This window comes from Microcoleus sp. T3_D1 (genome assembly GCF_036700405.1).
Classification (GTDB): Bacteria; Cyanobacteriota; Cyanobacteriia; order Cyanobacteriales; family Microcoleaceae; genus Microcoleus.
The window spans coordinates 1-22871 of record NZ_JAUBOV010000098.1 but is presented as its reverse complement, the minus strand read 5'-3'; the positions used below and the strand labels follow the sequence as shown (position 1 = coordinate 22871).

Genomic DNA, 22871 nt, shown 5'->3' with positions numbered 1-22871 from the left:
CGATCGCTGGCCACTTTTGGGCTAGCTTTACTGTTTCTTTTATTCATAACCGGCGTGCGACGCCGGTGGAACGCTCTGAAGAGGACTGAAGAAAGTAGGAGTTACGCAAAAAAAACTGGCTTCTTCCAAAAATCGTCACTTTTTCGATAAGTATTCACGTAGAAATAGGGTTTTGGACTCCCCGTAAGTTCTGGACAGAACTGATTAGTCCTCTTCAGAGGACTTTAGCTATTAGCCAGGGGTTTCAACCCCTGGCGGACGAATAGGCAAAACCTAGAAACTATTAGATTCAGGTATCGAAGAGCATAAAATTAGCATTGAAATACGACACTTAACAAAGTTAAAACCGTGCAGCCAAACAAAGCTTCCAATGTATATCTTCGTGAAGGTTTGTAAGGGTAAGAATTCCAAACTCGCAATTCTCCATTAAAGCCGCGCGACGCTAAACTCAGCGATACTTGACGGTAGTTTTCCAAAGTTCGCTGAAGCAATTGCCCGATTAAAATGCTTAAACTCTGCATTCCCCGCTTCCAAGTGCGATAGCCACAGCGCGAGTTTTGTGCTATCCAAAGTTCATCGGCGATCGCCAATAAGCTAAAAATAAACCGATACATTAGTAATAGCAGTTCTGTGACTAACTCTGGACAGCGTAATTGTCTGAGAATCTGCAAGATTTCGGTAAATGGAACCGTCAAGAGGATGAAATACATACAGCTTGTCGATGCGAAGGCGCGGGCAAATAGCACGCTCACTTGGTATATTCCGGTGCGACTCACATACAGATAAAAAGTGCCGATGCTAATGCCCCAACCTTGCCAGATATCCCACTGAATTTGCGGGATTTGACTTAACTCAACCGCACCCAGGGCCAAAGCAGGCAAACTTGTCAGCAAAAACATCAACGGTAGCGACAGCAACCGCAAATACAGTTTCCCCGGAATACCCGCATAGACGACGATCCAGACGGTTAACCAAAGGCCGATCGACAATTGGACGATCGCCCCTGAAACCAGAGAGAGAATTAAAAGGGCGATCGCAAAGGATAACTTGTGAGATGGCGGCAACCCGCGCAAGCGATTGGTATAAGCCAGACTATCAATCTGATGGTTCATTCCGACGGTTTATTATCAGACTGCTGCCGAGATTGCGATCGGCCTTTATACAACCCAATGACGTACCCAACTACGCCAGCCCCCATCGCCGCTTGAGACGCAAACAATAGACTGGAAATTTCTCCGCTAGCCGGCTCAAACAAGTGATTGAACCAAGGTTTATAACCCGGTTGAATTTCGGTAATTGCTTTCTTAGCTTGGTCATCGGCACCGCCATATTCACCCCGCACAAAAACGAGAGGAAACGCTGCCAGAACAATCACAGCGCCAGCCAAAAGCCAATTTTGCCGCGAAGTAGATTGGTGATTTTTTGTAGTTTTTTGACTCACGGCGCCTCACTCCTGTCTCAATAATTTCAAAGTTTCCAACTCCGGCTTCCCGTAAGAATGCAGCCAATTCCAGACCAAGAGAGTCAGCAATCCCTCACTGATAGCCAGGGGTACTTGAGTGATAGCAAAGATGCCAGCAAACTTGAGAAACGAAGCCATAAAACCGCCACTTGCTGCCGGAAAAGCTAACGCTAATTGAATCGAAGTAGTTACATAAGTCAGTAAATCTGCCAAAGCCGCCGCACAAAAAATTGCTGCCCGCTGGCTACCAGTTCGCAACAGCAATTGATAGATAAAATAGGCAGCGAAAGGGCCGACAATCGCCATCGAAAACATATTCGCTCCCAGCGTTGTCAAGCCACCATGCGCTAACAGTAACGTTTGAAACAGCAGAACTAAAGCCCCCAGTACAGCCATCACCGAAGGGCCGAACAAAATTGCACCCAAACCTGTACCCGTCGGGTGAGAACAACTGCCCGTTACCGAGGGAATTTTTAAAGCAGAAAGCACAAAAGTAAACGCACCCGCCAAAGCAAGCAATAGTTTAAGTTCCGGGTGTTCTTTTGTAATACGAGTAATCGATCGCAAACCTACTGCAAAAAAAGGCAACGCCACAATCCACCAAAATGCAGCCCATTGCACCGGCAAAAAACCTTCCGAAATGTGCATAGCTGCGGCGGGCGTTGCCGATCCCAGGACAATATAACAACTCAAGCCAGCCATCAATCCCAAGCTGACCAATTTCCGATTTCTGGTCTTCACACTGAACCTCGCAGATGAGACTATGTAAATTAACACATCGGCGGGCATCCTGACTCAGAAAGCGACATGACTCTCATTACAGTTGCGGGACAGCGCCGGACTTGCACCGAACTTTCCCCGTTTCCTCTAACGGCTGCTCCCCATTAGAACCGACTGGTTAGACATAGTTTAGTCGATCGCGTAAATCTCAGCAAATATTTTACAAAAATTACTTAAGATTAACCAAGTCAAAATTACCTATCATCTTCTCTTCTCTTCTCTTCCTTCGCGTCTTCGCGGTTCGTTCCATAAATACTATTGCCAAACAAATCAAAGGTATAATGTTAGTGAGTTTTGAGGAAAGCCGCCATGTTAGATTACAAATTTCCGAGGCACTGGCCCTCAGCCGATGAACTACCAGACTCAGATGAAACGCCTGTGGATAACGAACTGCAAGAACTAATACCAGGCTTGTTAAAAGCAATATTGCTCATACTTTGGGCAGAACGCATGGACTGGTTTTTTGGCATAGATATGGGTATTTATCATCACCCTGACGAACCGCCAATTGTCCCAGATGCTTTCTTAAGTTTAGGAGTAGAACGATTTTACGACGAAGAATTGCGTCCCAGTTACGTGCTGTGGGATGAAAATGTCATGCCACTTTTCGTGCTAGAAGTTGTTTCCCCAACTTATCGCAAGGAATACAGCACAAAATTAGACAATTATCAAGCTTTAGGCGTACTTTATTACGTCATTTATTCTTCCCGCCGCCGTCGTAAACCTCATTTGGAAGTACACAAGTTAGTCAATGGGAAGTACGAGTTACAGTCAGGAAATCCAGTTTGGATGCCTGAAATTGGTTTGGGGATTGGTTGTGAAAGGGGAAGTTATTCTGGGGTGACAAGGGAGTGGTTGTATTGGTATGATGCCGATGGAAAACGTTATCTGACTCCTGAAGAACAGGTGAAAGAATCAGCGCAGCGCGCCCAACAGGAATCGCAGCGCGCCGATCGACTGGCCCAACGTTCCGATCGACTAGCTCAGCGATTGCGGGAGTTGGGGATAGATCCTGATAATCTGGGCTGATGGCAATCAAGAGTACCAGACTGACGGACTCTGGACGCTCAGAAACCGGGTTTTTCAACGCCCGATCGATCGTCCTCAAAGGAGGATTTTCTGGAAAAAACCCGGTTTCTGCCTCCAGAAATGTGTGAATTTTATCGCAAAAATCAGGAAATATCTAGCTAGATTTGGGAAAAACAGAAAGTTGGACGGCAAACATTGAGATGCAGCTCGAAAACATGAAAATCAACAGAGGTTATTAAATAATGGTCATGAATCTGCGTTCTTACGATATCATCTGTTTTGGTGATGAAGTTCCAGGAGTTCTAGCTGTTATCTCTGCCTCCAGAGAATATCTTCGCCGAACAAAGCGTTATCCGCGAATTCTACTGATGTCGAAAGCAAGCTTGCAAGAAGGAATTGGCGGGCATTTGGTAAGAGGCGGTCTTGCTTATTTAGATAGAAGTCAGATTAGTGAAGAACTTCAACAATCTTTAAAGTTAGATACCTTTGGTTCACCAGCAACAATCTATAAAGAATTCTTACAAAAATCCGGTGTCACCGCAATTGCACTTGACCCCCGCAAAGCCAGTGCAGCCCTGAAAGAAATGCTGGTAAAAGCTGGGGCCGATCTCCTGAGCAAAGTAGAAATTAAATCAGTCAGTAAAGAAGGTCAAAAAATTGTCAGTATAACCACCTCTCAAGGCGTAGTTTATGCCGGCAAGCAATTTATTGATGCCACTGTCAATGCCGAATTAGCTCAAGCTGCCGGTGTGAGAAAGCTGAAGGGATTTGAAACATTTGGTCTGCCTAATTCAGAACTTCCAGTCACCCTCGTTTTTGAAACCCAAGGACTCAGTGCAAGAGCACTGAAAGAATTCGATTATATTTATCTAAAACGCTTTACCAACCTGGCCGATTCAGAGAGCCAAAAATTTTTGCTGTACGCTGCAGGCAAGGATGCCAAACTAGCAGAAGAACTCCGGCGGGAAATGAGGGACACTCAAGGCAATCTCAAAACTCTGTGGGCGGGTAACGATTACATCGACGTTCGCGCGCCGGCTCTGTCTGTAGCTTACCACTCCTTTAGAGGAAGAAAACTATCTTTTTCTGAAACAGGTGTAATTTTAGATGAGGGAAATATAGCAATACTTCCAAATGACAGACTTTCGTGGAATGCGCTTTTATTTGCAGTCACAGCCAGCGAAGCGGAAGCCTTAGCTAGAAGCGGGAGCAAACCCACGGCTAATATGCAAAGAGAGATGTTATTTATTACAACTTGGCTGAGGAGTTTGGGGGCTACTTCTGTTACTTATGCCTCAGAACTTTATATCAGACACGCCGGCAATGTGACAGGAGTTGTAGAACCTTTAACTGGCGCACAAATGCTGTTAGGTGGCGTACCAGCTAATGAGGCACTGGCAACATTTAGCTATCATTTTGATGTCCGCGGAGGCATCGCGGGTATTGGCGATAAAGCAAACAGTCTAGGATGGTTTAAAAGTCTGAGTTTTAAACAGCCTATCTTTAATGTTGGCATCCGCCACGCATTAATTAAAAACGTTCCTAACCTGGCAGTGGTCAGTCCCTGTTCTGGATTTGAAGGGTTGGCCTGTTCTGTCGGCAGAATTGTTGAATTCAACGCCGCAGTTGGTCAAGGTGTGGGTATCGCTGCGGTTAATGCCATTCTAAATAACAAAAATCTCGCCGATGTATCTAACCGAGAAGTGAGACAAGTTCTCGCCCAAACAGGCCAGTTACCTAGAATTTTTGGAGTTGCAAATAATGGTGATGGAATGCTGTTGGCGCAATTCGAGACTCTTGTCACTTCGGATGCTATTGCATAATCTCAATCCCGGTTGCACTCCTCATGATTATTGATTGTTGACTAAGCTGTTGTGGCATTTAAATTGTATGTCAAAAAATAATCAAACTTTTTTGGGGTGTCCCACCCGCCGTGAATATACAATTTAAATGCTCAACTGTATTAGCCTACTCGTTAACAACCAATCCTTACTTCTTCTGCGGGCAGTTCGGATGAAGGCCTCCCTGCAAACAAATGTAAGCAATTTGACTTTTATCTAAATTCTTAGCCTCCGCAAAATCAACTCCTAGGAATCTACCGGATTTACTACCAGTCGGATTTTGAATAAATTGATCCGAAGCTGCCTTCCCCAGAAACACAGCGCCTTTAAAATTCGCTCCCGCTAAATTGGCGCCCCTAAAATCAACCGAACTCACCTCCGCATTCCGAAAATTCGCATCTTGCAACCGAGCATCTTTGAAATTCACGTTGGCGAGTTTAGTCGAAGTCAAATCGGCATTTTGTAAGTTGGCGCCGCTCAAATCAGCACCGGATAAATCAGCGCCTTGCCATTCCGATTTAGACAAATTTGTCAAGGACAACTGAGCGCCTTGAGCCTTCACTTTTGCCAAACGTGCACCTGACAAATCCGCTCGCGACAAGTTCGCGCTTCCTATATCTGCCCCGGTAAAACTTGCATTTTTTAACAGTGCTTCCTGCAAATTTGCTCCAATTAAAATAGCACTGCTGAAATTAGCTGAATTCAAATTGCCGTTTGACAAATTAGCTTTGTTCATGACAGCGCGCACAAAAGTAGTGCGGTTCATTACAGCACTGTTCAAAGACGCCCCGGTCAAATTTACTCCTTCCAAATTAGCGCCGCTCAAGTCAGAAATCCAATCGTCAAAGGTAGCCGGACGCCTGTCTTCGCCGGTGCCGTAAAAGCGAGCTCCCTGCAAGCTGGCATTGGTTAAATTGGCATTTCTCAACTTAATTCCCGACAAGTCAACTTTGTTTAAAACTAAAGTAAACTGAGATGGGCCGGCAGGACTTTGAGCTAAATCCGTGCGGCTGAGATCGACACCGTTGAGCTGGCTGCTATACACTGTGAGAATTTTGCCGATCGCCCTTTGTACTGTTCGCTGGCGGGCGGCCGCTAACTCGCGTTCCGGGGCCTTGCCGCCAAACCGCAGGGAATCGAGGTCGTTGCTGAGGGCCTGGTTCAACCGCTGCAAGTCAGGCAAAGCTTTCGGGCCGCTACTGACTAAAGCTTGCTGGATCGCGTCCAGCATGGCGCGGTTGTCTTCTTGAGCTAGCAAATCCGCTAGCAGGGGTACGGCGCGGGAGTCATCCAGCGTCCCCAAAGCCAAAATGGCCCCTCGCCTGCCCGATGCCCCGCTAGCCGATGTGGGAGACAATTTGCTAACTAAAGCCACAAATAATTCGTCGTTCCGCTGCCGGGAATCCCGCAAATTTGCTTGACTTTGAGTGTAGATGAGAGTGCCGACAAACAAAGTTAAAATCAATCCCGCGCTGCCGATGGTAACTATCACTAAAGTTGTGCCTGGGTGTTGGCGCATCCAATTCCACAAACTGGCATTTGTTTTCAGCCCGCTTTGTGGAGTCACAACCAAAGCCGCAATCTGCGCGTCTTCCTCAGTCCAATCTGGACTCTTGACAGGATTGTCAGACAGTTGATTCGATCGAGCGTTGACGACCAAAGTATTCGCGAGGCGATCGTGTCCCGCTTGCCGTTTGTAGCGCCATGCAAAAGCGCCGTCTGCGAGCATTGCCAAGCCGCTGAGCCCCCCTAAAATTAGCAAATCAGGAAACGCACCAGTCAAGCGCCAAATGCCGTAAGCGACGCCCAGAGGCACTCCCCAGCGCCCCAAACTTTCGCGAATTAGCACTTGCCCAAAACCCGGAGGAGTACCCGACGCTGTGACCACTTTGACGCCGAACCAGCGTTTGGGGAGAGTTTGACCGGTTCTGGCGAGCAAAAACAGTTGCCACCCCGCTAAAACTGCAGGTGCCAGCAGCGCCCCCGACCAGAATAGATTAGTTAGGGGTGCAACTCTGGGGCTGCGATCGCGCACGGGTATGCCCAAAGTACGGGCGACGGTTTCGGATGCTGCTGCTATGGAGGAATTGAGCGGCACGGTTTGAGATTCCTTGTTGACCAATGCCCCGATACTGAAGGGAACGAGGGCGCTGGCCGCAATTAACGAAATTTCCACGGCCCAAGCGCCGCACCTGCGAACCAGCAGTGGCATTTGCTTGGATTGTGTTTGCCAAGACGGATCGGGTTGATTGATGCCGCTGGGCGCGGTGGGGTTAGCCATATTTATAATTTCCTATTGTTAGTCGTTAGTTGGAGGAATCAGGAGATATTGCCAATTTATCAGAAATTTGGGTTTAAAACCCCGTCCTTGGCTTGACGGCTTTCTATTGGATGAGCGTGAATTTACGCTTGGCAAAGCAACCCCAAACCAGGTTATAATTAAGTTGTCAGGGTGAAACTCCATTGCCATCGTGAAACAGTTGAGACACACTTTCAGGCATAAATTTAGGGGCAAAGAGCGGCGAAAACTCGCTATACAGCTAGGGATAAAAAAAATAATATCCCAATACCAGAGAACCAAATACTTTGTTGACTACTGAAGTAAGGCGGGGCACGCCTGAACTCTAGGTTCATATCCTAGTACGCTTGGGGAGATAGACCCTCTGGGATTAACTAAGTTAAGCTCGTCAATTGGTGGTATTCCACGGTTGAAAGGTTTAAGTATTGCCGTAAGGATAGTGAGTAGTAAGGTCAGTCGTGGAGCCAAGAATCACCTCGCCTTTAGGACGGTCGGTGAGTGTCAAACGCTATGTAGATTAGCACTCCGAGAACGGCAAGAGTCATCAGGGCGGAAATTAGCTTTACGATGCTATTGAAGACTGTCAGGACAATTATCGCTGCCAAGGCAAAGGCTGCCACCTGCCCCGGTTTGGGGAGTCTTTGAAACTTGTCCAGTAATTGATTGTAGAAGGTTCCGACGGCTTGATACCTGTCTGAATTTTGTGTGATGAGTGGCGATCGTTCTACTTTAGCTTTTAGTTCTCCGATCGCTTGCTGCCAATTGAAGTTATTTTGAGGATTCATAAAAAAATTCGGAAGTTAGTTTAGATTAAGGTGTTTGGAACCGCCATTATCCCCTACCGTCAAAGAACTAGAACCAAATGCCATTGTGTGAGGAAACATGAAGATCAATTATCCGGGCGATCGTGGCAAACTGTGGTTTAGCTCGATCGTGACCCTAGCCTTGGCAATGATTTTAGCGGATGCCGGTGCCCTTCGGAGCCAACCGCTACAAATTGCTCCGGGATTTCCCGAACCGCTGGGAGTTTCTGGAGTTTCCGGCGGCCCGAACAATAGCGGCGACTGTGGTTTTGTGTCCCAAGGGCCGAACCACGTCATCGAAGTAACGCAGGATTTGCCTTACTGGCGGATTGCAGTACAAACCGCTGGAGCTCCGAGTTTGATGATTCAGGGGCCGAGGGGGCGTTTCTGCGTTCTGCCGGCGAATGCTGCTGCGGGGAATGTAGAATTTTCCGGTTATGGGGACAAGGGGACTTATGTTATTTTTGTGGGCGATCGAGCTCAAGGTCAACACCCTTACTCTCTCTCTATTTCCCAAAAGCGAAATTAAAAATACAACGGAATTAGGACGCTTGCTGTGAGAAAATTGCTTTTTGGCGAGCGTAAATAAGCCGGAGTTCTAACAGCAAGTGCGGGGAATAGGGATTTCATATCAATTTTGTATTTGGTCTTTAACCCACTTGCGAAACAATCTGAGAGTTTGACTCGTACCCACTGTTTGGCTTTGTTCGCAATATTGAGAAATAGCTTCAATAATTGGCAGATTGGGAAAGATCGGACTAATTTCAGATTCAACATATTTCCCATCTTGAAGCACATTAATCAGAAGCTTTTTATTTTCATAGCGCCAGATTTCAGGTACTCCCAAAGCTTCGTAAGCATCGAGTTGAGTTTTGGAAGTTATATCGACTTCAATTGCTAAGTCAGGCGGCGGATCGACAGTTAAGTCGATCCGCTTTTTACCAATCATTAGAGCGTGATTCTGAATGTAAAAGCAGTTGTCAGGTTCAATTCCTTGTAACATACTTTTTCGTTTAAAAGTCGTCGAACCAAAACATTCTCGATCAATTTCAAGTTCTTCGAGTAATATTTTCACCATATCGCCAATGATTTCCTTATTGAATTCATGTTCTGGTAGTGGCATCCTAATCTCCAAAGTTCCTTGACTGTAAGCTATTCTAGAGCCACGGTGTTCTCCCAATTCTTCTAAAATTGCTTCAAATTCCTGCCAGTTGACATCATTAAACAGCACTCTATGTCCTGGGGGTACACTGATTTGCCTTAATTGCAGCGTTACCATTTGAATCTCCGATTTCTTTAAGTTTATTATAACTGATACAATCTTTTAAGTTGAGAGGTGTACAGCGCCCCTTCAACTTAATTTACTGGTAACTATCGCCCAAAATCGAGCTGTCTAATCGGCGTTTTTTTGCTGCTTGAAAAGTTCTTTAAACTTGCGCTGCTGCTCGTTGTGATCTACGATCGGAGAGGGATAATGAAGAAGTCGGCGTTCTAAAGGCGAAATATTTCCTGTTAGCAAAACTTTAGTATCAACGCGGCGCAATTCTGGAACCCAGTGCCGAATATATTCCCCTTCCGGGTCGAATTTCTGAGCTTGACTCGCCGGATTAAATATTCGCAAAGGTTTCGGGTCCATACCGCTTGATGCACTCCACTGCCAGCCGCCGTTATTAGCAGAAAGGTCGGCATCTATCAATTTTTGCATGAAGTATTTTTCACCCCACTGCCAGTTAATAATTAAATCTTTGGTGAGGAAACTGGCGACTATCATGCGGCAGCGATTGTGCATCCAAGCTGTCTGATTTAACTGCCGCATTGCTGCATCGATAATAGGATAGCCAGTTTTGCCTTTACACCAAGCTTGAAAGAGCTTTTCATCGTTCTCCCAAGGAAAGTCTTTGAATGCTTGACGGTAGGGGCCGTCTGCTAATTCTGGGAAGTTATACATGGCGTGTTGGTAAAATTCCCGCCACGCTATTTCCTGTTGCCAAGTACGGATGCTTGTAGACGCTTCTTCGCTGCGGCAAGTGTCCATTACTATCTGGGTAGCTTGCCAAACTGTGCGGATGCCAATTGCACCAAATTTGAGGGCTGCGCTGAGTTGGGATGTGCCGTTAATGGCGGGGAAATTGCGCTGTTCTTGATATTGGTAAATTGCCCGATCGCAAAATTCTTCTAATTTTTGTTGCGCTGCATCTTCTCCTGGTTCTATTACTAATGGGTTTTCCCAAATAAATCCCAAACTAGAGGCTGTTGGCACTGTTTCTATTGCACCTGCTTGGTTGGCGATTGCTTGTTCTTCGGCGGTTAATCCGGTCATTAATTCCAGATAAGTTATCGGCAGTGTCTCTACTGGTTGGGCTTTGGGTTTACTGTTCCATTTTTTCCAAAATGGTGTATAAACTGTGTAGGGAGTCCCTGTACCGCTGCGAATTTCATCTGGGGCGTGCAGGAGTTGATCCCAGAAATTTTGAACTTGAATTCCTGCTTGTTGGAGGGCGTTTGATACGGCCCGATCGCGCTGTTTGGCGTAGGGTTCTACATCCCAGTTCCAAAATACTGCTTGAGCATTTATAGCTGTTGCTAATCTCGGTATTCCTAGGATCGGGTCATCTTGAATGATCAGCAATTGGCTGCCTGCTTCCCTGTAACGCGAGGAGAGTTTTTGCAAGCAGCCGATCATGTATGTGACTCTAGCTGGCGCTACGTCATCCCGATTTATGATATTGCGATCGAGACAAAAAATTCCGACTACTTTCGGGCTTTGCTGGCGCGCTGCTGCCAGTCCGATGTTGTCAGAAATACGCAAGTCGCGGCGGTGCCAAAATAAAATTAGATTGGATATATCGGACATTCGATTTTAGATTTTAGATTTTAGATTTTAGATTTTACAGTCCTGGACAGACGCGGGTTCAAAAACCCGGTTTCTAAGTTAAGATTTATCGGTTTGACGCACGATTTTTATCAGAAACCGGGTTTTTCCCTCAGTCCTATTTAAGTCAAAAATGGACGGGCTAAGAAAAAGCTAGAAATTGATTTTGAATCAATGGGTTCCCCAGCTAAAATAGCTTTTTCTAATTCTTCAGGGGTGAATAAAACTGTCTCCATGTCTTCGTCATCGTCTTGTGCTGGCGGCTTTTCCAGTTTTTCCAAATCTTGGGCTAAGAAAGCATAAATGATTTCGTCGGAATAACCGGGGGCGAGAAAAAATTGCCCTAATTTCTGCCATTTTCCGGCGCGATATCCGGTTTCTTCTTCGATTTCGCGTTTGATAGTTTCGGCGGGATTTTCATTGATTTCTACCGTACCTGCGGGAAATTCTAAAATTCGCCCTTTTGTGGCAAAGCGATATTGGCGTACCAAGACGAGTTTACCTTCGGGCGTGACGGGAACTGCAAGTGCTCCGCCTGGGTGGCGAATACATTCCCACTCGCCTTCGGAACCGTTGGGAAGACGGAGGGTGGCTACGTCAAAGTTGAATTTCCGCCCTTGGTAAAATAGGCGTTGTTTGAGGAGTTGGGGTAGTTCTTGACCGATCGACATAAGCGACAAGCGAATAATGTTAGGGTGCACCGATTTAAGACATCATAGGCGATCTAATACGATTTTAGATTTTAGATTTTAGATTTTAGATTTGGAATGACTGATGACTATCACAGTTGGCAGCTTAGCTACGGTTGCATTTTTTTTGAAACTGGTACGATCCGTGAATTGTACTCACTTTTTACAGTTGCAATTTTTGCACTCCGGAACAATCTGCGGTTTGCAGGAGTTGGGCGATCGCACTTTTCGTCACCGGATGCACCCAATCCGGGGCAATTTCTGCTAAAGGTACTAATACAAAAGCTCTTTCGGTCATCCGGGGATGAGGTAGAGTCAGTGTCGGAGTTTCTAGGATTAAATTGTCGTACAGCAGCAAATCTAGGTCGAGGGTTCTCGGCCCCCATTTTTCTCGGCGAATTCGATTAAATTTTATTTCAATTTCTAATAAAGCTGCTAGCAATTGTTCGGGTTGTAGTGCCACTTCTAGGATGGCGCAGGCGTTGATGTAATCGGGTTGCGGGGGCCCGACGGGGGCAGTTTGATACCAGCTTGAATGGGATTTTACTGCTATTCCTGGGGTGTTGTTGAGGGTTACGATCGCGTTAGAGAGTGTGGCGAGGGAGTCGCCTAAGTTGCTACCGAGGGCGATCGCACATTTTGTTAGTTTCATAAAGAGGGAAGAGGGAAGGCACGACACGGATTTTGACACGGATACACGGATTAATTATCGAGGGTTCCTTCTGAGGTTGAAGGAAGAAGGAAGAAGATTAACGCGGGGGTTGGTTTATCGACATCCTTTGCTGCTGACAAGTATTTCGAGTAAAACTGAGATATTGCACCATTATCAATAACCATTCTAGGGGCGGGCAGGATGCCCACTCCACAAGAAAAAGCACTTGTTGTGGAACAGGCCGGAAAGCCTGTTAAGCGGAAATATGGTGACACAAAATATTATTTTAATTTAAGCTTAACAGTATGTTAAATTTTATTAACTATCATTGACAAGTGTTAGTATTTAGTTTCAAAGATAATGAATTTGTACCTACGCTTATTGTCGGCCGTCATTCTAGCAATTATCAGCTTAACAGCAAGTATATCAATAGGTTTGGCTGAAACAAAAGAGCGCTACCTTACCCTAGATTCGGAGGGCAGTCAATCTTTTGCGAGTTTAGTGCAGCAGGCGGAAGATTTAGCGAAAGAGTCGATCGCCCGCGAGTTTCAAGAAAATCCGGCATTAACAGAAGTTACAGTCATCATTACAGCCGATCGCAGCCGACAAAGAGTTCCAGTTTTGCGATCGAGAGTCACCCGCCGCGACTGGCAACAAGATGCGAGAATCGAACAGTGGACTAGATATTTTGCCGATGCTCAGTTGCTGCTGGGATTCAGAGACAGCAATATTTCGTCCGCAAATTCTGGGTTTTCGCAAGTGATTAATGTACCTGCGCCTAGTCGATCGACATCCCGAGAAAATGATCCGGGTTTTCGAGATGATTGAAATATTGGTAATGGGGCATGGGCCAAACAGGGCATCGGGCATTGGTAACAAATAACAAATAACCAACAGCACGACAGGGAAATCACGGATACACGGATAGATGTTTTTTCCTTAATCTCTCTCTATATTCCCAATTACCAATTGCCACTTACAATATTTAACTTGTTGTTAACCTAAATATCTCCCACTTTTAATTAACCTTCAGGTAAACTTCCCTTAATTGAAAAGTGATAGAGTTTCATACGGAATCATCAGATTAGAGATGTTGGTTTGAAAAGGAATTTATGTCTAAAATAACTCGCCGACAACTGCTAATTTTCTTCGGCAGCAGTGCGGCTACCACTGTGCTTGCTCCTGGGCTAACTCAAAAACTGTTCAGCATCAATTCCAGCGCTGCTGAAGCTGTAGTTCCGACATCTTTCACTCCTGTAAGACTTCCCCACCCGCTGCCGATTTATCGAGAACTGCCCAGTTTCATGGCGATGGCGCCGGGGGGACAGGGAACCGTGATGGCTGCCTCACAGGATACTAAATTAACGAGTTACAGCATTGTTGACGATGTGGTTGTGCCGCCGGAATACGAACGTTATGTGATTGTCCGCTGGGGCGATCGAGTTTTCCCCAATCCGGCAGACTATTTCGGCTACAACTCCGACTACACCGGCTTTGTAGGCATTCGCGGCAGCAATGACGACGGTTATCTCTGGGTTAACCACGAGTACGTATCCTTCCCGATGTCGAAAGTGGCACCCGATACCCCGTCAGATCTGGCACCATTTCCATCCGCCGATCGCGCCGTCCTCGGTATAGACTTATCGGTAAAGAATCGGGATACCCTTGGCGAATTCCTGTACAATCTCGGTGGTTCGATCGTCCGCATCACCAAACAAGCCAACGGTAGATTTCAGGCGATCGCCCGCGACCCCCTCAACCGCCGCATTCACGGACTTTCCGGCCTCGGAATCAACAGCCAGCGTTCCGACAAATACAAAGATGTCACCTCCTGGGGAACCAGACAAGGGGATAACGAGTACCTCACGGGCACTGGCCCTGCAGCTACCCAAGTCTTCGCGCAAGTCAACACCGACGGACTCGGCAACCGGATCATCGGTACAGCCTACAACTGTTCCGGCGGCACAAGCCCGTGGGGAACAATCCTCTCCGCCGAAGAAAATTTCCAAGGTAGCGAAGCATTTTTCGTCGGAGTTCAGGAAAATGTCAAACCCAACGGCGCCCAAACCAGCTACGCCAAGGGCACTATCGGTGAGGAATTCGGCTTAGTAGGCGAAAAATACGGCTGGATGGTAGAAGTCGATCCCCTAGATCCGAGTTTCCGCCCCCGCAAACACACTTGGTTGGGCCGTTTCCGCCACGAAAACGTCGCGATTCGCGCCGAAGCCGGCCGCAGATTAGTAGTGTACATGGGGGACGATCGGCGCGGCGGACACACCTGGAAATTTGTCAGCAACGGCACTGTCACAAATCCAGCAGATAAAACCAACAGCCGGTTATTTGAAGACGGCGTTTTGTACGTCGCCCAATACAACCGCAACGGTGCGGGAAGGTGGCTGCCGCTAACATTAAATACCCAAACCAATCCGTTGCGTCCTTCTAAAGTTGGCGAGGCGGAATTAGCAAGTTTTGGCAAAGCTCAAAGAGATGCCGCTACTCGCTTGCCCAAACGCGCCGGAATTGCCGGTCAAACCGAAGACGGCGGTTCTTTTGTAGTAGATACAACCAATGAAGCAACAGCACTTCCGGGCTACCAAAATAAAACTCTGGCTAATTTCTACAGCAGCCAAGGTGCGGTTTTAGTTGATGCTTTCTTAGCTGCTAATTTGATTGGTGGCACTCCGACGGCGCGGCCGGAAGATTTGGAAGTTAATCCTACTACTAAGGAAGTTTTCATTGCTTATACTGACGGCGCACCCGGAAGCGACGGCTATCCAGATTCTCGCATTTTTAATGTTGCTAAATACGGTAGCGCAGTCAACAGCAATCAGCAGTCGGGAGGACTTTACAAAATAATTGAAGACAGTCCCGACGGTGCGGGTTTGACGTTCCGCTGGCAGCGTTTGGCTCAGGGTGGAGAAGCCGGTGCGGTAGATGGGGCGGGATTTGCTAATGTAGACAATTTGGCTTTTGACCCTCAAGGCAATGTTTGGGGCGTGACTGATATGTCTACGAGCACGCACAACGGTTTTGATGTGGGTGCGAGTGGAAAGCCAACGACGATCGACCATAAAAAGACGGGAAATGTGTCAGATTTTACTGGAGTTTTCGGCAACAATTGGCTGTTTTATATTCCCACTTCCGGCCCGAATGCAGGAACAGTAATTCCGTTTGCTTACGGCCCGAATCGGTGCGAAATGACAGGGCCGACTTTTGTGGGAGATACGCTGTTGCTTGCGGTGCAGCATCCTGGGGAAGATTGCCCGATCGATGACGGTACTGTACTGAGTCGGCAAATTGAAATGTTGGATTTGAACGGTGCTGTTTTCAATCAGACTCGGAGTGTGTCTCGCGGCAGTTTGTGGCCGAGCAATATCTCGAATGATTCGCGCAGATCGCCGATGCCGTCGGTGATTGGAATTCGTCGGGTGCGATCGACTCCAACGGGTCAGTTTGTTTAAATCTCACATCTTGCACCATTCTCAAGAACAGGCAAGATGCCTGTTCCACAAGAAAATTCACTCTTTGTGGAACAGGCATCTTGCCTGTCCATAAAAAGTTTATTGAGAAGAGTGCAACATCTCAGTTTAAATTGGACTTACGCATCGGGGCTCAGAAACCGGGTTTTTTACGAATCTGGAGTAAGATTAAATGAACCGCGAGGCACGCAGAAGCGAAGAAAGAGAAAGAATAAGATACTGTTTTTTCTTCGCGCTCTTCGTGTCTTCGCGGTTCGTTCAAATAATAAAAAAACTCCCTAGGCTAATTAATATCAAATTCCTTATAAACCGAATTTTTAAGAAAATTGTACTTGGCGATATAAATCGGCGATCGCAATTTCTAGATTCACCGATTCAAGTTGCAAGGAATCGCCCCAACCATACTCGGAGAGAACCCATTGCCCTTGTGGATTCCGCCGAAATATTTCTACTCGTGGCTGTTCAAATTGCACCAAGACATACTCTTGTAGTGTTGAAAATTGGCGGTATTTAGCAAATAAGGGCGATCGTTGAACAAGACGATCGCTCAAAAATGCCCGCTTTCGAGGAATTGCAACAACAAATTTTACCAAGCCGCAGGCTTTAGTTATTTGTTATTTGTTATTGGTTGAATTAAATTCTTGTGGAACAGGCATCTTGCCTGTTCATAAAAATGGTGCAAGATGTAAGTCACTGTAATTGATTAAGTGCGATCGTACCAACTTTGCAGCGCCAAGCGGTGAACTTCGCGCCAACTAATATTTTTAAGTCGGGCCATTTCCGCGCAATCTTCGTATTCCGGCTGTACATTAACAATCGTTTCTCCAGACTTCGCAACTTTGATCTTGACTTCGCCGTATTCTGTTTTAACTGTCTGGATTTCTCGGTGTAAAATAGTTCTTTGTTGAGTCGATCGCCTAATTCCCAAAGTAGTAGTCTCGCGAAAGATCACAGCTTCGCAAGCATCCTCAAATTCTGGATGACAAATCGCAGTTAACAAAACCCCAAGCCGCGACTTTTTCATCACAATTGGGGCAGTAAAAACATCCAGAGCTCCGGCGGCAAACAAAGCATCAAAAACATAGCCGATCGCCTGCGGACTCAAATCATCAATTTGCGTTTCCAATACCGTAATAGTTTCTAGGGAATTGGGAATTGGGAATGGGGAATTGGGAATTGGGAATTGGGAATTGGGCATCGGGAATTGGGAATGACTACCCGTCTTTCCTCCACTCTCCCCCTCTCCCACTCTCCCACTCTCCCCCTCTCCCACTCTCCCCCTCTCCCCCTCTCCCTTCTCCCCAATCCAGAGGCGCAAAATATTAGGAATTGCCAGCATTCGAGAACCTGCACCCAAACCAATGGCCTGAATTTGCATCGACGGTGGCGGGCCGAAACCAGCGGCGAGAGTACAGGCGATCGCAGTTCCCGTAGGAGTGCACAATTCGCGATCGATCCCATTGCTATAAACCGGCACTCGGTGCGTTTCCCACAACCGCATCACCGCCGGCGTCGGCACCGCTAATCGGCCGTGTGCAGCCTTCACCGTACCGCCACCAGTCGGCATCGCCGAAAAGTAAAACTCCTGAATATCCAACCAATCCAAACCCAAACAAGTACCCACAATATCAATAATTGCATCCGTCGCCCCCACCTCGTGAAAGTGAACCTCGCTTGCGGGGATACCGTGTACGGCACCTTCTGCCTCTGCTAATTTGCGAAATACGGCCAAACTGCAAGCTTCCACGCGCGGAGGCAATTTTGCAGAGACGATGATTTGCTCAATTTCGGGTAAATTGCGGTGATGACTGTGGCTAATTTCGGCCTCTGCTTCGCCGTGACTGTGAGAATGTTCTTCCCCGTGATGATGGTGGCGGCGGGCGTCGAAAGTCGGGGATTCCGTTTCCGAGGGATCGAGTTCGGTAGCGGGATTTTCAGGTTTTAACGACAAATCCGCAGCTAAATCGACATAAAATTTAGTTGCTTGTTGAGTATTCCGGTGGACTAATTCCGTCCGCAACTGGTACTCTGTCGAAATGCCGAGCAAATTGAGTTTTTCGATTAGGTATTCTAAAGGAACGCCGGCGTGGATGAGAGCTCCGATGCACATATCGCCAGCAATGCCGGTTGGACAGTCAAAATAAGCTATTTTATTCATTGTTAACAATTAATTTTTAGCATTGATTGTTTCATCTTACGCCTTGCACCATTGTCAATAAGTCTTGGACGGGCGGGCTCTCCTGCCCAACCCCTACTCCCCACAAGAAAATTTACTCTTTGTGGAACAGGCATCTTGCCTGTTCTTGACAATGCTGCAAGATATCGGTTTCACTCTATATTTCGATCGCCCACTTAGCCTGCAATATCTTAACATGGCAACTATTTACGAAGTGCATCCAGTTGCACCCCAAAGAGACCGGATCGAGAAAATTCAAAAAGCTCTGAAAAATGGGGCAGTGATGCTTTATCCGACAGATACAGTTTATGCGATCGGCTGCGATATCAACTCCAAGTCTGCAGTAGAACGAGTCCGCCAGATCAAGCAACTATCCAATGATAAGCCTTTAACGTTCCTGTGTTCCTCTCTCTCAAATATCACCGACTATGCTGCAGTCAGCGATGAAGCATACAGAATTATCAAGCGGTTAATACCGGGGCCTTATACATTTCTGCTGCCAGCTACCAAGTTAGTGCCGCGGTTGGTAATGAACCCAAAACGGAAAACTACTGGAATTCGCGTGCCCGACCAGCGGCTTTGTTTTACACTGTTGGAAGCCTTGGGAAATCCAATTATTTCAACATCCGCTCACATTACCACGGATGATGAAGGTGCAGCACCCGTGCCAGCAGGAAAAGCAGAAAGTTTTGGCCAAGCTGAACTTTTTGACTGTTTTTCAAAGTTAGTAGATGTCATTGTCGATGACGGTTCCGATCCGGGATATCAAGTTTCTACTATTCTAGATTTGACAGCAAGCGAACCGATTGTTGTTCGCCGTGGTTTGGGTGCGGAAGCTGTCGCCGTTTGGGAAAAAGATTAAAATTTGAGGATGCTTTCGCTTCTCCAACAGTCCGCCGGGGGTTCAAAACCCCCGTCGAGAGAGCGAAAGTCCTCTCAAAGAGGACTGTTAAATATAGCGGTTATAAGCTGTCACGCATTTAAATTGCATATTCAGGGCGGGCTCTTAGGCCCAACCCCTACTCCCCACAAGACTTAGATTATTTTTTGACATTCAATTTAAATGCACAACAGCTTACCAATTTTTTATGAGGTTGCATAGAATCCGATCCCCCCTAGCCAAGAGGGCGGGCACGGGGAGTAGGGGTCGCACCGCCCCTACTAAGGGGGAGTAGGGGGTGGACAAGATTCTTCTCAAAGTCAACCCCTACTCCCCTTATTAAGGGGGATTTAGGGGGATCGAGATATGTGCAACTTCACATTAAATTGGTATTATGGTATTGAATTTAATTAAGCTCTGTCCTATATTTTAAAGGATTGACAATTATCAGAGGAGCAATCGCTATCAGTAGATATTAGATATTATTTCTATTTGAACTCATCCCAACTTATGTTATTCCTCCCTAATTTCCCCAGTCGTCTTAAGACGACTTCAGCTATGAGCCAGGGAATTAATTCCCTGGCGGCCTGTCGGAATCGCCAGCTAACAAACCTGCGGAAAAAACCTAAGCTTCTACCTTAACTCCTTTCCAAAAAGCAATATATCCGGCAATATTTTTAGCAGCATCTTTCGGAGTAGGATAGTACCAAGCAGCATCTTTATTAACTTGTCCGCCGACTTCGACACTGTAGTAACTAGCAACACCTTTCCAACCGCAAGTAGTGTGAGTGCTGCTGTCCTTGAAATACTCGCGGTTGATGGCATCGGCGGGGAAATAATAGTTGTTGTCTACAATTTCGCACTTGTCGCTCTCGGCCAAAACGGCACCATTCCAAATTGCTTTCGGCATCAGTTTTTCTGCTTAAATTGAGATTCTCAATTATTGTAACTGTATTTGTGCTCAAAAGGCATAGAATAGTTGAGAAGCCAACAACCAACTACTGCAAATGTCAGCGTCTCATCCGCCAATATCTTCTGTGCCACTGCCCCTGGAACAAGCACTCAAACATTTTTTTGGCTATGACTCTTTCCGCCCGGGGCAGCAGGAAATTGTCGAAGCTGCTTTACAAAAACGGGATATGATGATTGTCATGCCGACTGGCGGTGGCAAGTCTTTGTGTTTTCAATTACCGGCACTGTTGAAACCGGGATTGACAGTGGTTGTGTCGCCGTTAATTGCTCTGATGCAAGACCAGGTGGAGGCTTTGCAGGATAATGGAATTGGGGCGACTTTTCTCAACAGCACTTTGAGTTCTCAGGAAACCCGATCGCGCGAAACAGCAATTCTCGAAGGTAAGATTAAATTGCTCTACGTTGCACCCGAACGCTTGCTCGGTGAGAGATTTTTACCGTTTTTAGATATAGTAGCAAATAAATTAGGAATTTCGGCATTTGCGATCGACGAAGCCCACTGCGTTTCGGAATGGGGGCACGACTTTCGACCAGAATACAGGCAAATGCAGCGAGTGCGCGATCGATATCCCGACATTCCCATTATGGGACTAACCGCCACCGCCACCGAGCGCGTCCGCCAAGACATCATCCAGCAGCTAACTCTGCGAAATCCCTACATCCACGTCGCCAGCTTCAACCGCCCCAATTTATACTACGAAGTTCGCCCCAAAACCAAGCACAGTTTTGCCGAAGTTTTGCAAATTATCCAAAAAAAAGGCGGTTCGGGAATTATCTATTGCCTCAGCCGCAAAAAAGTTGATGAAGTTGCCTATAAATTGCAACAAAGCGGCATCCAAGCCTTACCCTATCACGCCGGCATGAACGATGTCGATCGCGCAACCAATCAAACCCGCTTCATTCGCGACGACGTGCAAGTAATGGTAGCCACAATAGCCTTCGGTATGGGCATTAACAAACCCGACGTGCGGTTTGTAATTCACTACGACTTACCCAAGAATCTCGAAGGATACTATCAAGAATCCGGCCGCGCAGGCCGAGACAACGAACCCGCCCATTGCAGCTTATTTTTCGGCTACGGCGATGTCAAAATGATCGACTACATCATCGAGCAAAAACCCGATCCGCAAGAACAACGAATTGCCCGCCAACAGTTGCGGCGAGTAATCAACTATGCAGAATCCACCGAGTGCCGTCGCACAATCCAGTTAAGTTATTTTGGCGATTCATTCCCCGGCAACTGCGGTACTTGCGATAACTGTTGCAACCAAAAACCAGTAGAAGATTGGACGATTGAGGCAATGAAATTTCTTTCTTGCGTCGCCAGATGCCAAGAAAAATTCGGCATGAATCACATTATTGACGTGCTGCGCGGTTCCAAAAATCAAAAAGTATTGCAATACCAGCACCACAAACTTTCTACTTACGGAATTGGCAAAGATAGAAGTGCCGACGATTGGAAAAAATTGAGTCGTTCCCTGTTAAATCAAGGTTTTTTAGAGGAAAGAACAGACGGATTTCCCATTTTGAAACTGAATGAAAAAAGTTGGGAAATCATGAAACGTCAGCGCACAGTTGAAATCGCAATTGAACCGCAGCGGGAAGTACAGGCAAAAGTTCGTTCTTTGGCAGTAGAAGTCGAAGCTTTATTTACCATACTGCGGACACTACGCAAACAAATTGCCGACGAACAATTTGTGCCACCTTACGTGGTTTTTGCTGATAAAAGCTTGCGAGATATGGCAGAAAAACGCCCGCAAAATCTCAGAGAATTCGAGGAAGTTTACGGGGTTGGTAGCAACAAGCGAGATAAATACGGCAAGGTTTTCTTGGAGGCAATTCGCACTTTTTGCCAAGAACAAGGATTGCCAAGTGGTGCTGCATCTTCTGATGTCGCTAATCTTCCCAATCTTTCCAACGTTGCGTCTTATTCGCAGATGCAAACCTGGGAATTATACCGACAAGGTTTGACAGTTCAAGGAATAGCGAATGCGCGGGGGATGAGTCCTAATACTATTTCTGGGCATCTGATAGAATTGATGGAAATGGGCAGGGAAGTTGATATAAATTTGTTGGTGGAATCGGAACGCCAGCAGGCGATAGTGTACGCTATTGAAGTTATGGGAGATGAAAAACTGAGAGCAATTTATGATTTTTTGGAAGAACGTTATACGTTTGAGGAGATTAAGTTTGTGCGGGCTTGGTGGCGGCAAAATTATGTGGGTTTTTAACCGCAGATGTAGGCTGATTAACGCTGATGGACGCAGATAATTGATGGGAGGAAGGTTGCTCTTCGGCAGACATTACGGCTATCATGTGTTGTTTAGTTCACCCTACTTCATGCCGTTTCACCTGAGTTCGGCTCAGTTAAGGCAACTGCTAGTAATTGAGCAGCCTGCAGCTTACTCATTGCGACTTCCCAAAAGCCTTTTGCACAATAGCTGTAAAAGTTACAAACAGGTAGAAACAATGAAAGCTACTGGTAAGGTGTATACAATTGATTTGGCTGGAAATCAGTATCAAAACCCTCGCTACTTGCAAAGTCGGGCCAGGATTAACTCTCTCATTGACCATTATATGTCATTGGAAGTTTTGAGCGATCGACTTTCCGACCTCCCCCACCAATTTTCCGCCCCGCATCCCCGCCCTTGGGAACCCATAGATTGGCAAGGAATCAATCGCGACCAAATTATTGGTGTCAAGCCAGAAATATTTTTACAAATTTTGGCAAGTGCGGCAGAAATTGAAGCCCCCATCCGCAGCTACGGTAGAGAAAGTTGGTGCTACTTACAGCCTATTTACCCGCAAATGGCGCGGTTTATGGGAGGAATTTTTGATGACAACGGCAACATTTTAGAGACAGGGTAAGAGCATCTCAATTAGGCTTGACACAAGGACTCAGAAGAATCTAATGTAGGGTCAAGAAAACAAGAAAAG

General features: G+C 46.5%; 20 protein-coding genes and 1 riboswitch. Of the genes, 8 read left to right on the top strand and 12 right to left on the bottom strand.

The genetic code is table 11. The features are described from left to right. Nucleotides 1-311 precede the first annotated feature (311 nt). Genes cbiQ through QT992_RS29400 form a run of 3 tightly spaced genes read right to left on the bottom strand, consistent with a single transcriptional unit; the run spans nucleotide 312 to nucleotide 2164 of the window. Nucleotides 312-1112 carry a cobalt ECF transporter T component CbiQ gene (cbiQ, locus tag QT992_RS29410; RefSeq protein WP_333341848.1) on the bottom strand — a complete coding sequence of 267 codons (801 nt, stop codon included), beginning with the start codon at nucleotides 1110-1112 and terminating at the stop codon, nucleotides 312-314. Further along, nucleotides 1109-1441, bottom strand: coding sequence for an energy-coupling factor ABC transporter substrate-binding protein (locus QT992_RS29405; protein ID WP_333317841.1), 333 nt, complete (start codon nucleotides 1439-1441; stop codon nucleotides 1109-1111). The genes cbiQ and QT992_RS29405 overlap by 4 nt, the downstream gene beginning before the upstream one ends. A gap of 6 nt (nucleotides 1442-1447) precedes the next feature. Continuing rightward, on the bottom strand, nucleotides 1448-2164 hold the full coding sequence (locus QT992_RS29400; RefSeq protein ID WP_333317875.1) for an energy-coupling factor ABC transporter permease: 717 nt from the start codon (nucleotides 2162-2164) through the stop codon (nucleotides 1448-1450). Between the two features lie 61 nt (nucleotides 2165-2225). Further along, nucleotides 2226-2372: riboswitch (cobalamin riboswitch) on the bottom strand. 179 nt (nucleotides 2373-2551) lie between these two features. Between QT992_RS29400 and QT992_RS29395 the strand changes: the two genes are divergently transcribed. Beyond that, nucleotides 2552-3271, top strand: a complete 720-nt coding sequence (locus tag QT992_RS29395) for a Uma2 family endonuclease (protein ID WP_333341850.1) — start codon at nucleotides 2552-2554, stop codon at nucleotides 3269-3271. A gap of 248 nt (nucleotides 3272-3519) precedes the next feature. Next, nucleotides 3520-5094, top strand: coding sequence for an FAD-dependent oxidoreductase (locus tag QT992_RS29390; RefSeq protein WP_333341852.1), 1575 nt, complete (start codon nucleotides 3520-3522; stop codon nucleotides 5092-5094). A gap of 166 nt (nucleotides 5095-5260) precedes the next feature. Here the strand turns inward: QT992_RS29390 and QT992_RS29385 are convergent, their stop codons facing one another. Both QT992_RS29385 and QT992_RS29380 read right to left on the bottom strand, forming a co-directional pair. Then, nucleotides 5261-7393: a pentapeptide repeat-containing protein gene (locus QT992_RS29385; RefSeq protein ID WP_333341854.1), complete on the bottom strand. Its 2133-nt coding sequence runs from the start codon at nucleotides 7391-7393 to the stop codon at nucleotides 5261-5263. A gap of 500 nt (nucleotides 7394-7893) precedes the next feature. Continuing rightward, entirely contained in the window at nucleotides 7894-8196 is a 303-nt protein-coding gene (locus tag QT992_RS29380) for a hypothetical protein (protein WP_333317834.1), read from the bottom strand. 97 nt (nucleotides 8197-8293) lie between these two features. On the opposite strand from QT992_RS29380, the gene QT992_RS29375 reads away from it, so the two are divergent. Further along, a complete protein-coding gene (locus QT992_RS29375; RefSeq protein WP_333317832.1) occupies nucleotides 8294-8743 on the top strand; it encodes a hypothetical protein in 450 nt (149 codons plus the stop codon). 102 nt (nucleotides 8744-8845) lie between these two features. On the opposite strand, the gene QT992_RS29370 is transcribed toward QT992_RS29375, so the two are convergent. The 4 genes from QT992_RS29370 to folK all read right to left on the bottom strand — a co-directional run bounded on the left by QT992_RS29370 (nucleotide 8846) and on the right by folK (nucleotide 12427). Continuing rightward, complete coding sequence (locus tag QT992_RS29370) at nucleotides 8846-9493, bottom strand: Uma2 family endonuclease (RefSeq protein WP_333317830.1); 648 nt, start codon at nucleotides 9491-9493, stop codon at nucleotides 8846-8848. Nucleotides 9494-9607: 114 nt separating this feature from the next. Next, nucleotides 9608-11059 (bottom strand): FAD-binding domain-containing protein, encoded by a 1452-nt coding sequence (locus QT992_RS29365; protein WP_333341865.1) that lies wholly within the window; start codon nucleotides 11057-11059, stop codon nucleotides 9608-9610. 149 nt (nucleotides 11060-11208) lie between these two features. Further along, nucleotides 11209-11757, bottom strand: a complete 549-nt coding sequence (locus tag QT992_RS29360; RefSeq protein WP_333287926.1) for an NUDIX hydrolase — start codon at nucleotides 11755-11757, stop codon at nucleotides 11209-11211. Nucleotides 11758-11938: 181 nt separating this feature from the next. Then, nucleotides 11939-12427, bottom strand: a complete 489-nt coding sequence (folK, locus tag QT992_RS29355) for a 2-amino-4-hydroxy-6-hydroxymethyldihydropteridine diphosphokinase (RefSeq protein ID WP_333341857.1) — start codon at nucleotides 12425-12427, stop codon at nucleotides 11939-11941. 360 nt (nucleotides 12428-12787) lie between these two features. Here folK and QT992_RS29350 point away from each other — a divergent pair, with 360 nt between their 5' ends. Together QT992_RS29350 and QT992_RS29345 are read left to right on the top strand one after the other, a co-directional pair. Beyond that, complete coding sequence (locus tag QT992_RS29350) at nucleotides 12788-13255, top strand: hypothetical protein (RefSeq protein WP_333341858.1); 468 nt, start codon at nucleotides 12788-12790, stop codon at nucleotides 13253-13255. Nucleotides 13256-13539: 284 nt separating this feature from the next. Next, nucleotides 13540-15888, top strand: coding sequence for a PhoX family phosphatase (locus QT992_RS29345; protein WP_333341860.1), 2349 nt, complete (start codon nucleotides 13540-13542; stop codon nucleotides 15886-15888). 335 nt (nucleotides 15889-16223) lie between these two features. Here the strand turns inward: QT992_RS29345 and QT992_RS29340 are convergent, their stop codons facing one another. Beyond that, a complete protein-coding gene (locus QT992_RS29340; RefSeq protein ID WP_333317823.1) occupies nucleotides 16224-16457 on the bottom strand; it encodes a Uma2 family endonuclease in 234 nt (77 codons plus the stop codon). A 152-nt stretch (nucleotides 16458-16609) separates the two neighbouring features. Further along, entirely contained in the window at nucleotides 16610-18064 is a 1455-nt protein-coding gene (gene larC / locus QT992_RS29335) for a nickel pincer cofactor biosynthesis protein LarC (RefSeq protein ID WP_333341863.1), read from the bottom strand. A 214-nt stretch (nucleotides 18065-18278) separates the two neighbouring features. Here larC and QT992_RS29330 point away from each other — a divergent pair, with 214 nt between their 5' ends. Then, nucleotides 18279-18944, top strand: a complete 666-nt coding sequence (locus QT992_RS29330; RefSeq protein WP_333341867.1) for an L-threonylcarbamoyladenylate synthase — start codon at nucleotides 18279-18281, stop codon at nucleotides 18942-18944. A 643-nt stretch (nucleotides 18945-19587) separates the two neighbouring features. Here the strand turns inward: QT992_RS29330 and QT992_RS29325 are convergent. Beyond that, nucleotides 19588-19872 (bottom strand): DUF427 domain-containing protein, encoded by a 285-nt coding sequence (locus QT992_RS29325; RefSeq protein ID WP_190738299.1) that lies wholly within the window; start codon nucleotides 19870-19872, stop codon nucleotides 19588-19590. Between the two features lie 97 nt (nucleotides 19873-19969). Between QT992_RS29325 and recQ the strand changes: the two genes are divergently transcribed. Together recQ and QT992_RS29315 are read left to right on the top strand one after the other, a co-directional pair. Beyond that, complete coding sequence (gene recQ, locus QT992_RS29320; RefSeq protein ID WP_333317819.1) at nucleotides 19970-22165, top strand: DNA helicase RecQ; 2196 nt, start codon at nucleotides 19970-19972, stop codon at nucleotides 22163-22165. Nucleotides 22166-22208: 43 nt separating this feature from the next. Further along, on the top strand, nucleotides 22209-22802 hold the full coding sequence (locus QT992_RS29315) for a hypothetical protein (protein ID WP_333317817.1): 594 nt from the start codon (nucleotides 22209-22211) through the stop codon (nucleotides 22800-22802). The last annotated feature ends 69 nt before the right edge of the window (nucleotides 22803-22871 follow it).

What these genes read in the sequence shown, in the direction of transcription:
- cbiQ (WP_333341848.1), bottom strand. Translation starts at nt 1,112, where the DNA reads ATGAACCATCAGATTGATAGTCTGGCTTATACCAATCGCTTGCGCGGG.
- QT992_RS29400 (WP_333317875.1), bottom strand. Translation starts at nt 2,164, where the DNA reads ATGGCTGGCTTGAGTTGTTATATTGTCCTGGGATCGGCAACGCCCGCC.
- QT992_RS29395 (WP_333341850.1), top strand. Translation starts at nt 2,552, where the DNA reads ATGTTAGATTACAAATTTCCGAGGCACTGGCCCTCAGCCGATGAACTA.
- QT992_RS29390 (WP_333341852.1), top strand. Translation starts at nt 3,520, where the DNA reads ATGAATCTGCGTTCTTACGATATCATCTGTTTTGGTGATGAAGTTCCA.
- QT992_RS29385 (WP_333341854.1), bottom strand. Translation starts at nt 7,393, where the DNA reads ATGGCTAACCCCACCGCGCCCAGCGGCATCAATCAACCCGATCCGTCT.
- QT992_RS29380 (WP_333317834.1), bottom strand. Translation starts at nt 8,196, where the DNA reads ATGAATCCTCAAAATAACTTCAATTGGCAGCAAGCGATCGGAGAACTA.
- QT992_RS29375 (WP_333317832.1), top strand. Translation starts at nt 8,294, where the DNA reads ATGAAGATCAATTATCCGGGCGATCGTGGCAAACTGTGGTTTAGCTCG.
- QT992_RS29370 (WP_333317830.1), bottom strand. Translation starts at nt 9,493, where the DNA reads ATGGTAACGCTGCAATTAAGGCAAATCAGTGTACCCCCAGGACATAGA.
- QT992_RS29360 (WP_333287926.1), bottom strand. Translation starts at nt 11,757, where the DNA reads ATGTCGATCGGTCAAGAACTACCCCAACTCCTCAAACAACGCCTATTT.
- folK (WP_333341857.1), bottom strand. Translation starts at nt 12,427, where the DNA reads ATGAAACTAACAAAATGTGCGATCGCCCTCGGTAGCAACTTAGGCGAC.
- QT992_RS29350 (WP_333341858.1), top strand. Translation starts at nt 12,788, where the DNA reads ATGAATTTGTACCTACGCTTATTGTCGGCCGTCATTCTAGCAATTATC.
- QT992_RS29345 (WP_333341860.1), top strand. Translation starts at nt 13,540, where the DNA reads ATGTCTAAAATAACTCGCCGACAACTGCTAATTTTCTTCGGCAGCAGT.
- larC (WP_333341863.1), bottom strand. Translation starts at nt 18,064, where the DNA reads ATGAATAAAATAGCTTATTTTGACTGTCCAACCGGCATTGCTGGCGAT.
- QT992_RS29330 (WP_333341867.1), top strand. Translation starts at nt 18,279, where the DNA reads ATGGCAACTATTTACGAAGTGCATCCAGTTGCACCCCAAAGAGACCGG.
- QT992_RS29325 (WP_190738299.1), bottom strand. Translation starts at nt 19,872, where the DNA reads ATGCCGAAAGCAATTTGGAATGGTGCCGTTTTGGCCGAGAGCGACAAG.
- recQ (WP_333317819.1), top strand. Translation starts at nt 19,970, where the DNA reads ATGTCAGCGTCTCATCCGCCAATATCTTCTGTGCCACTGCCCCTGGAA.
- QT992_RS29315 (WP_333317817.1), top strand. Translation starts at nt 22,209, where the DNA reads ATGGGAGGAAGGTTGCTCTTCGGCAGACATTACGGCTATCATGTGTTG.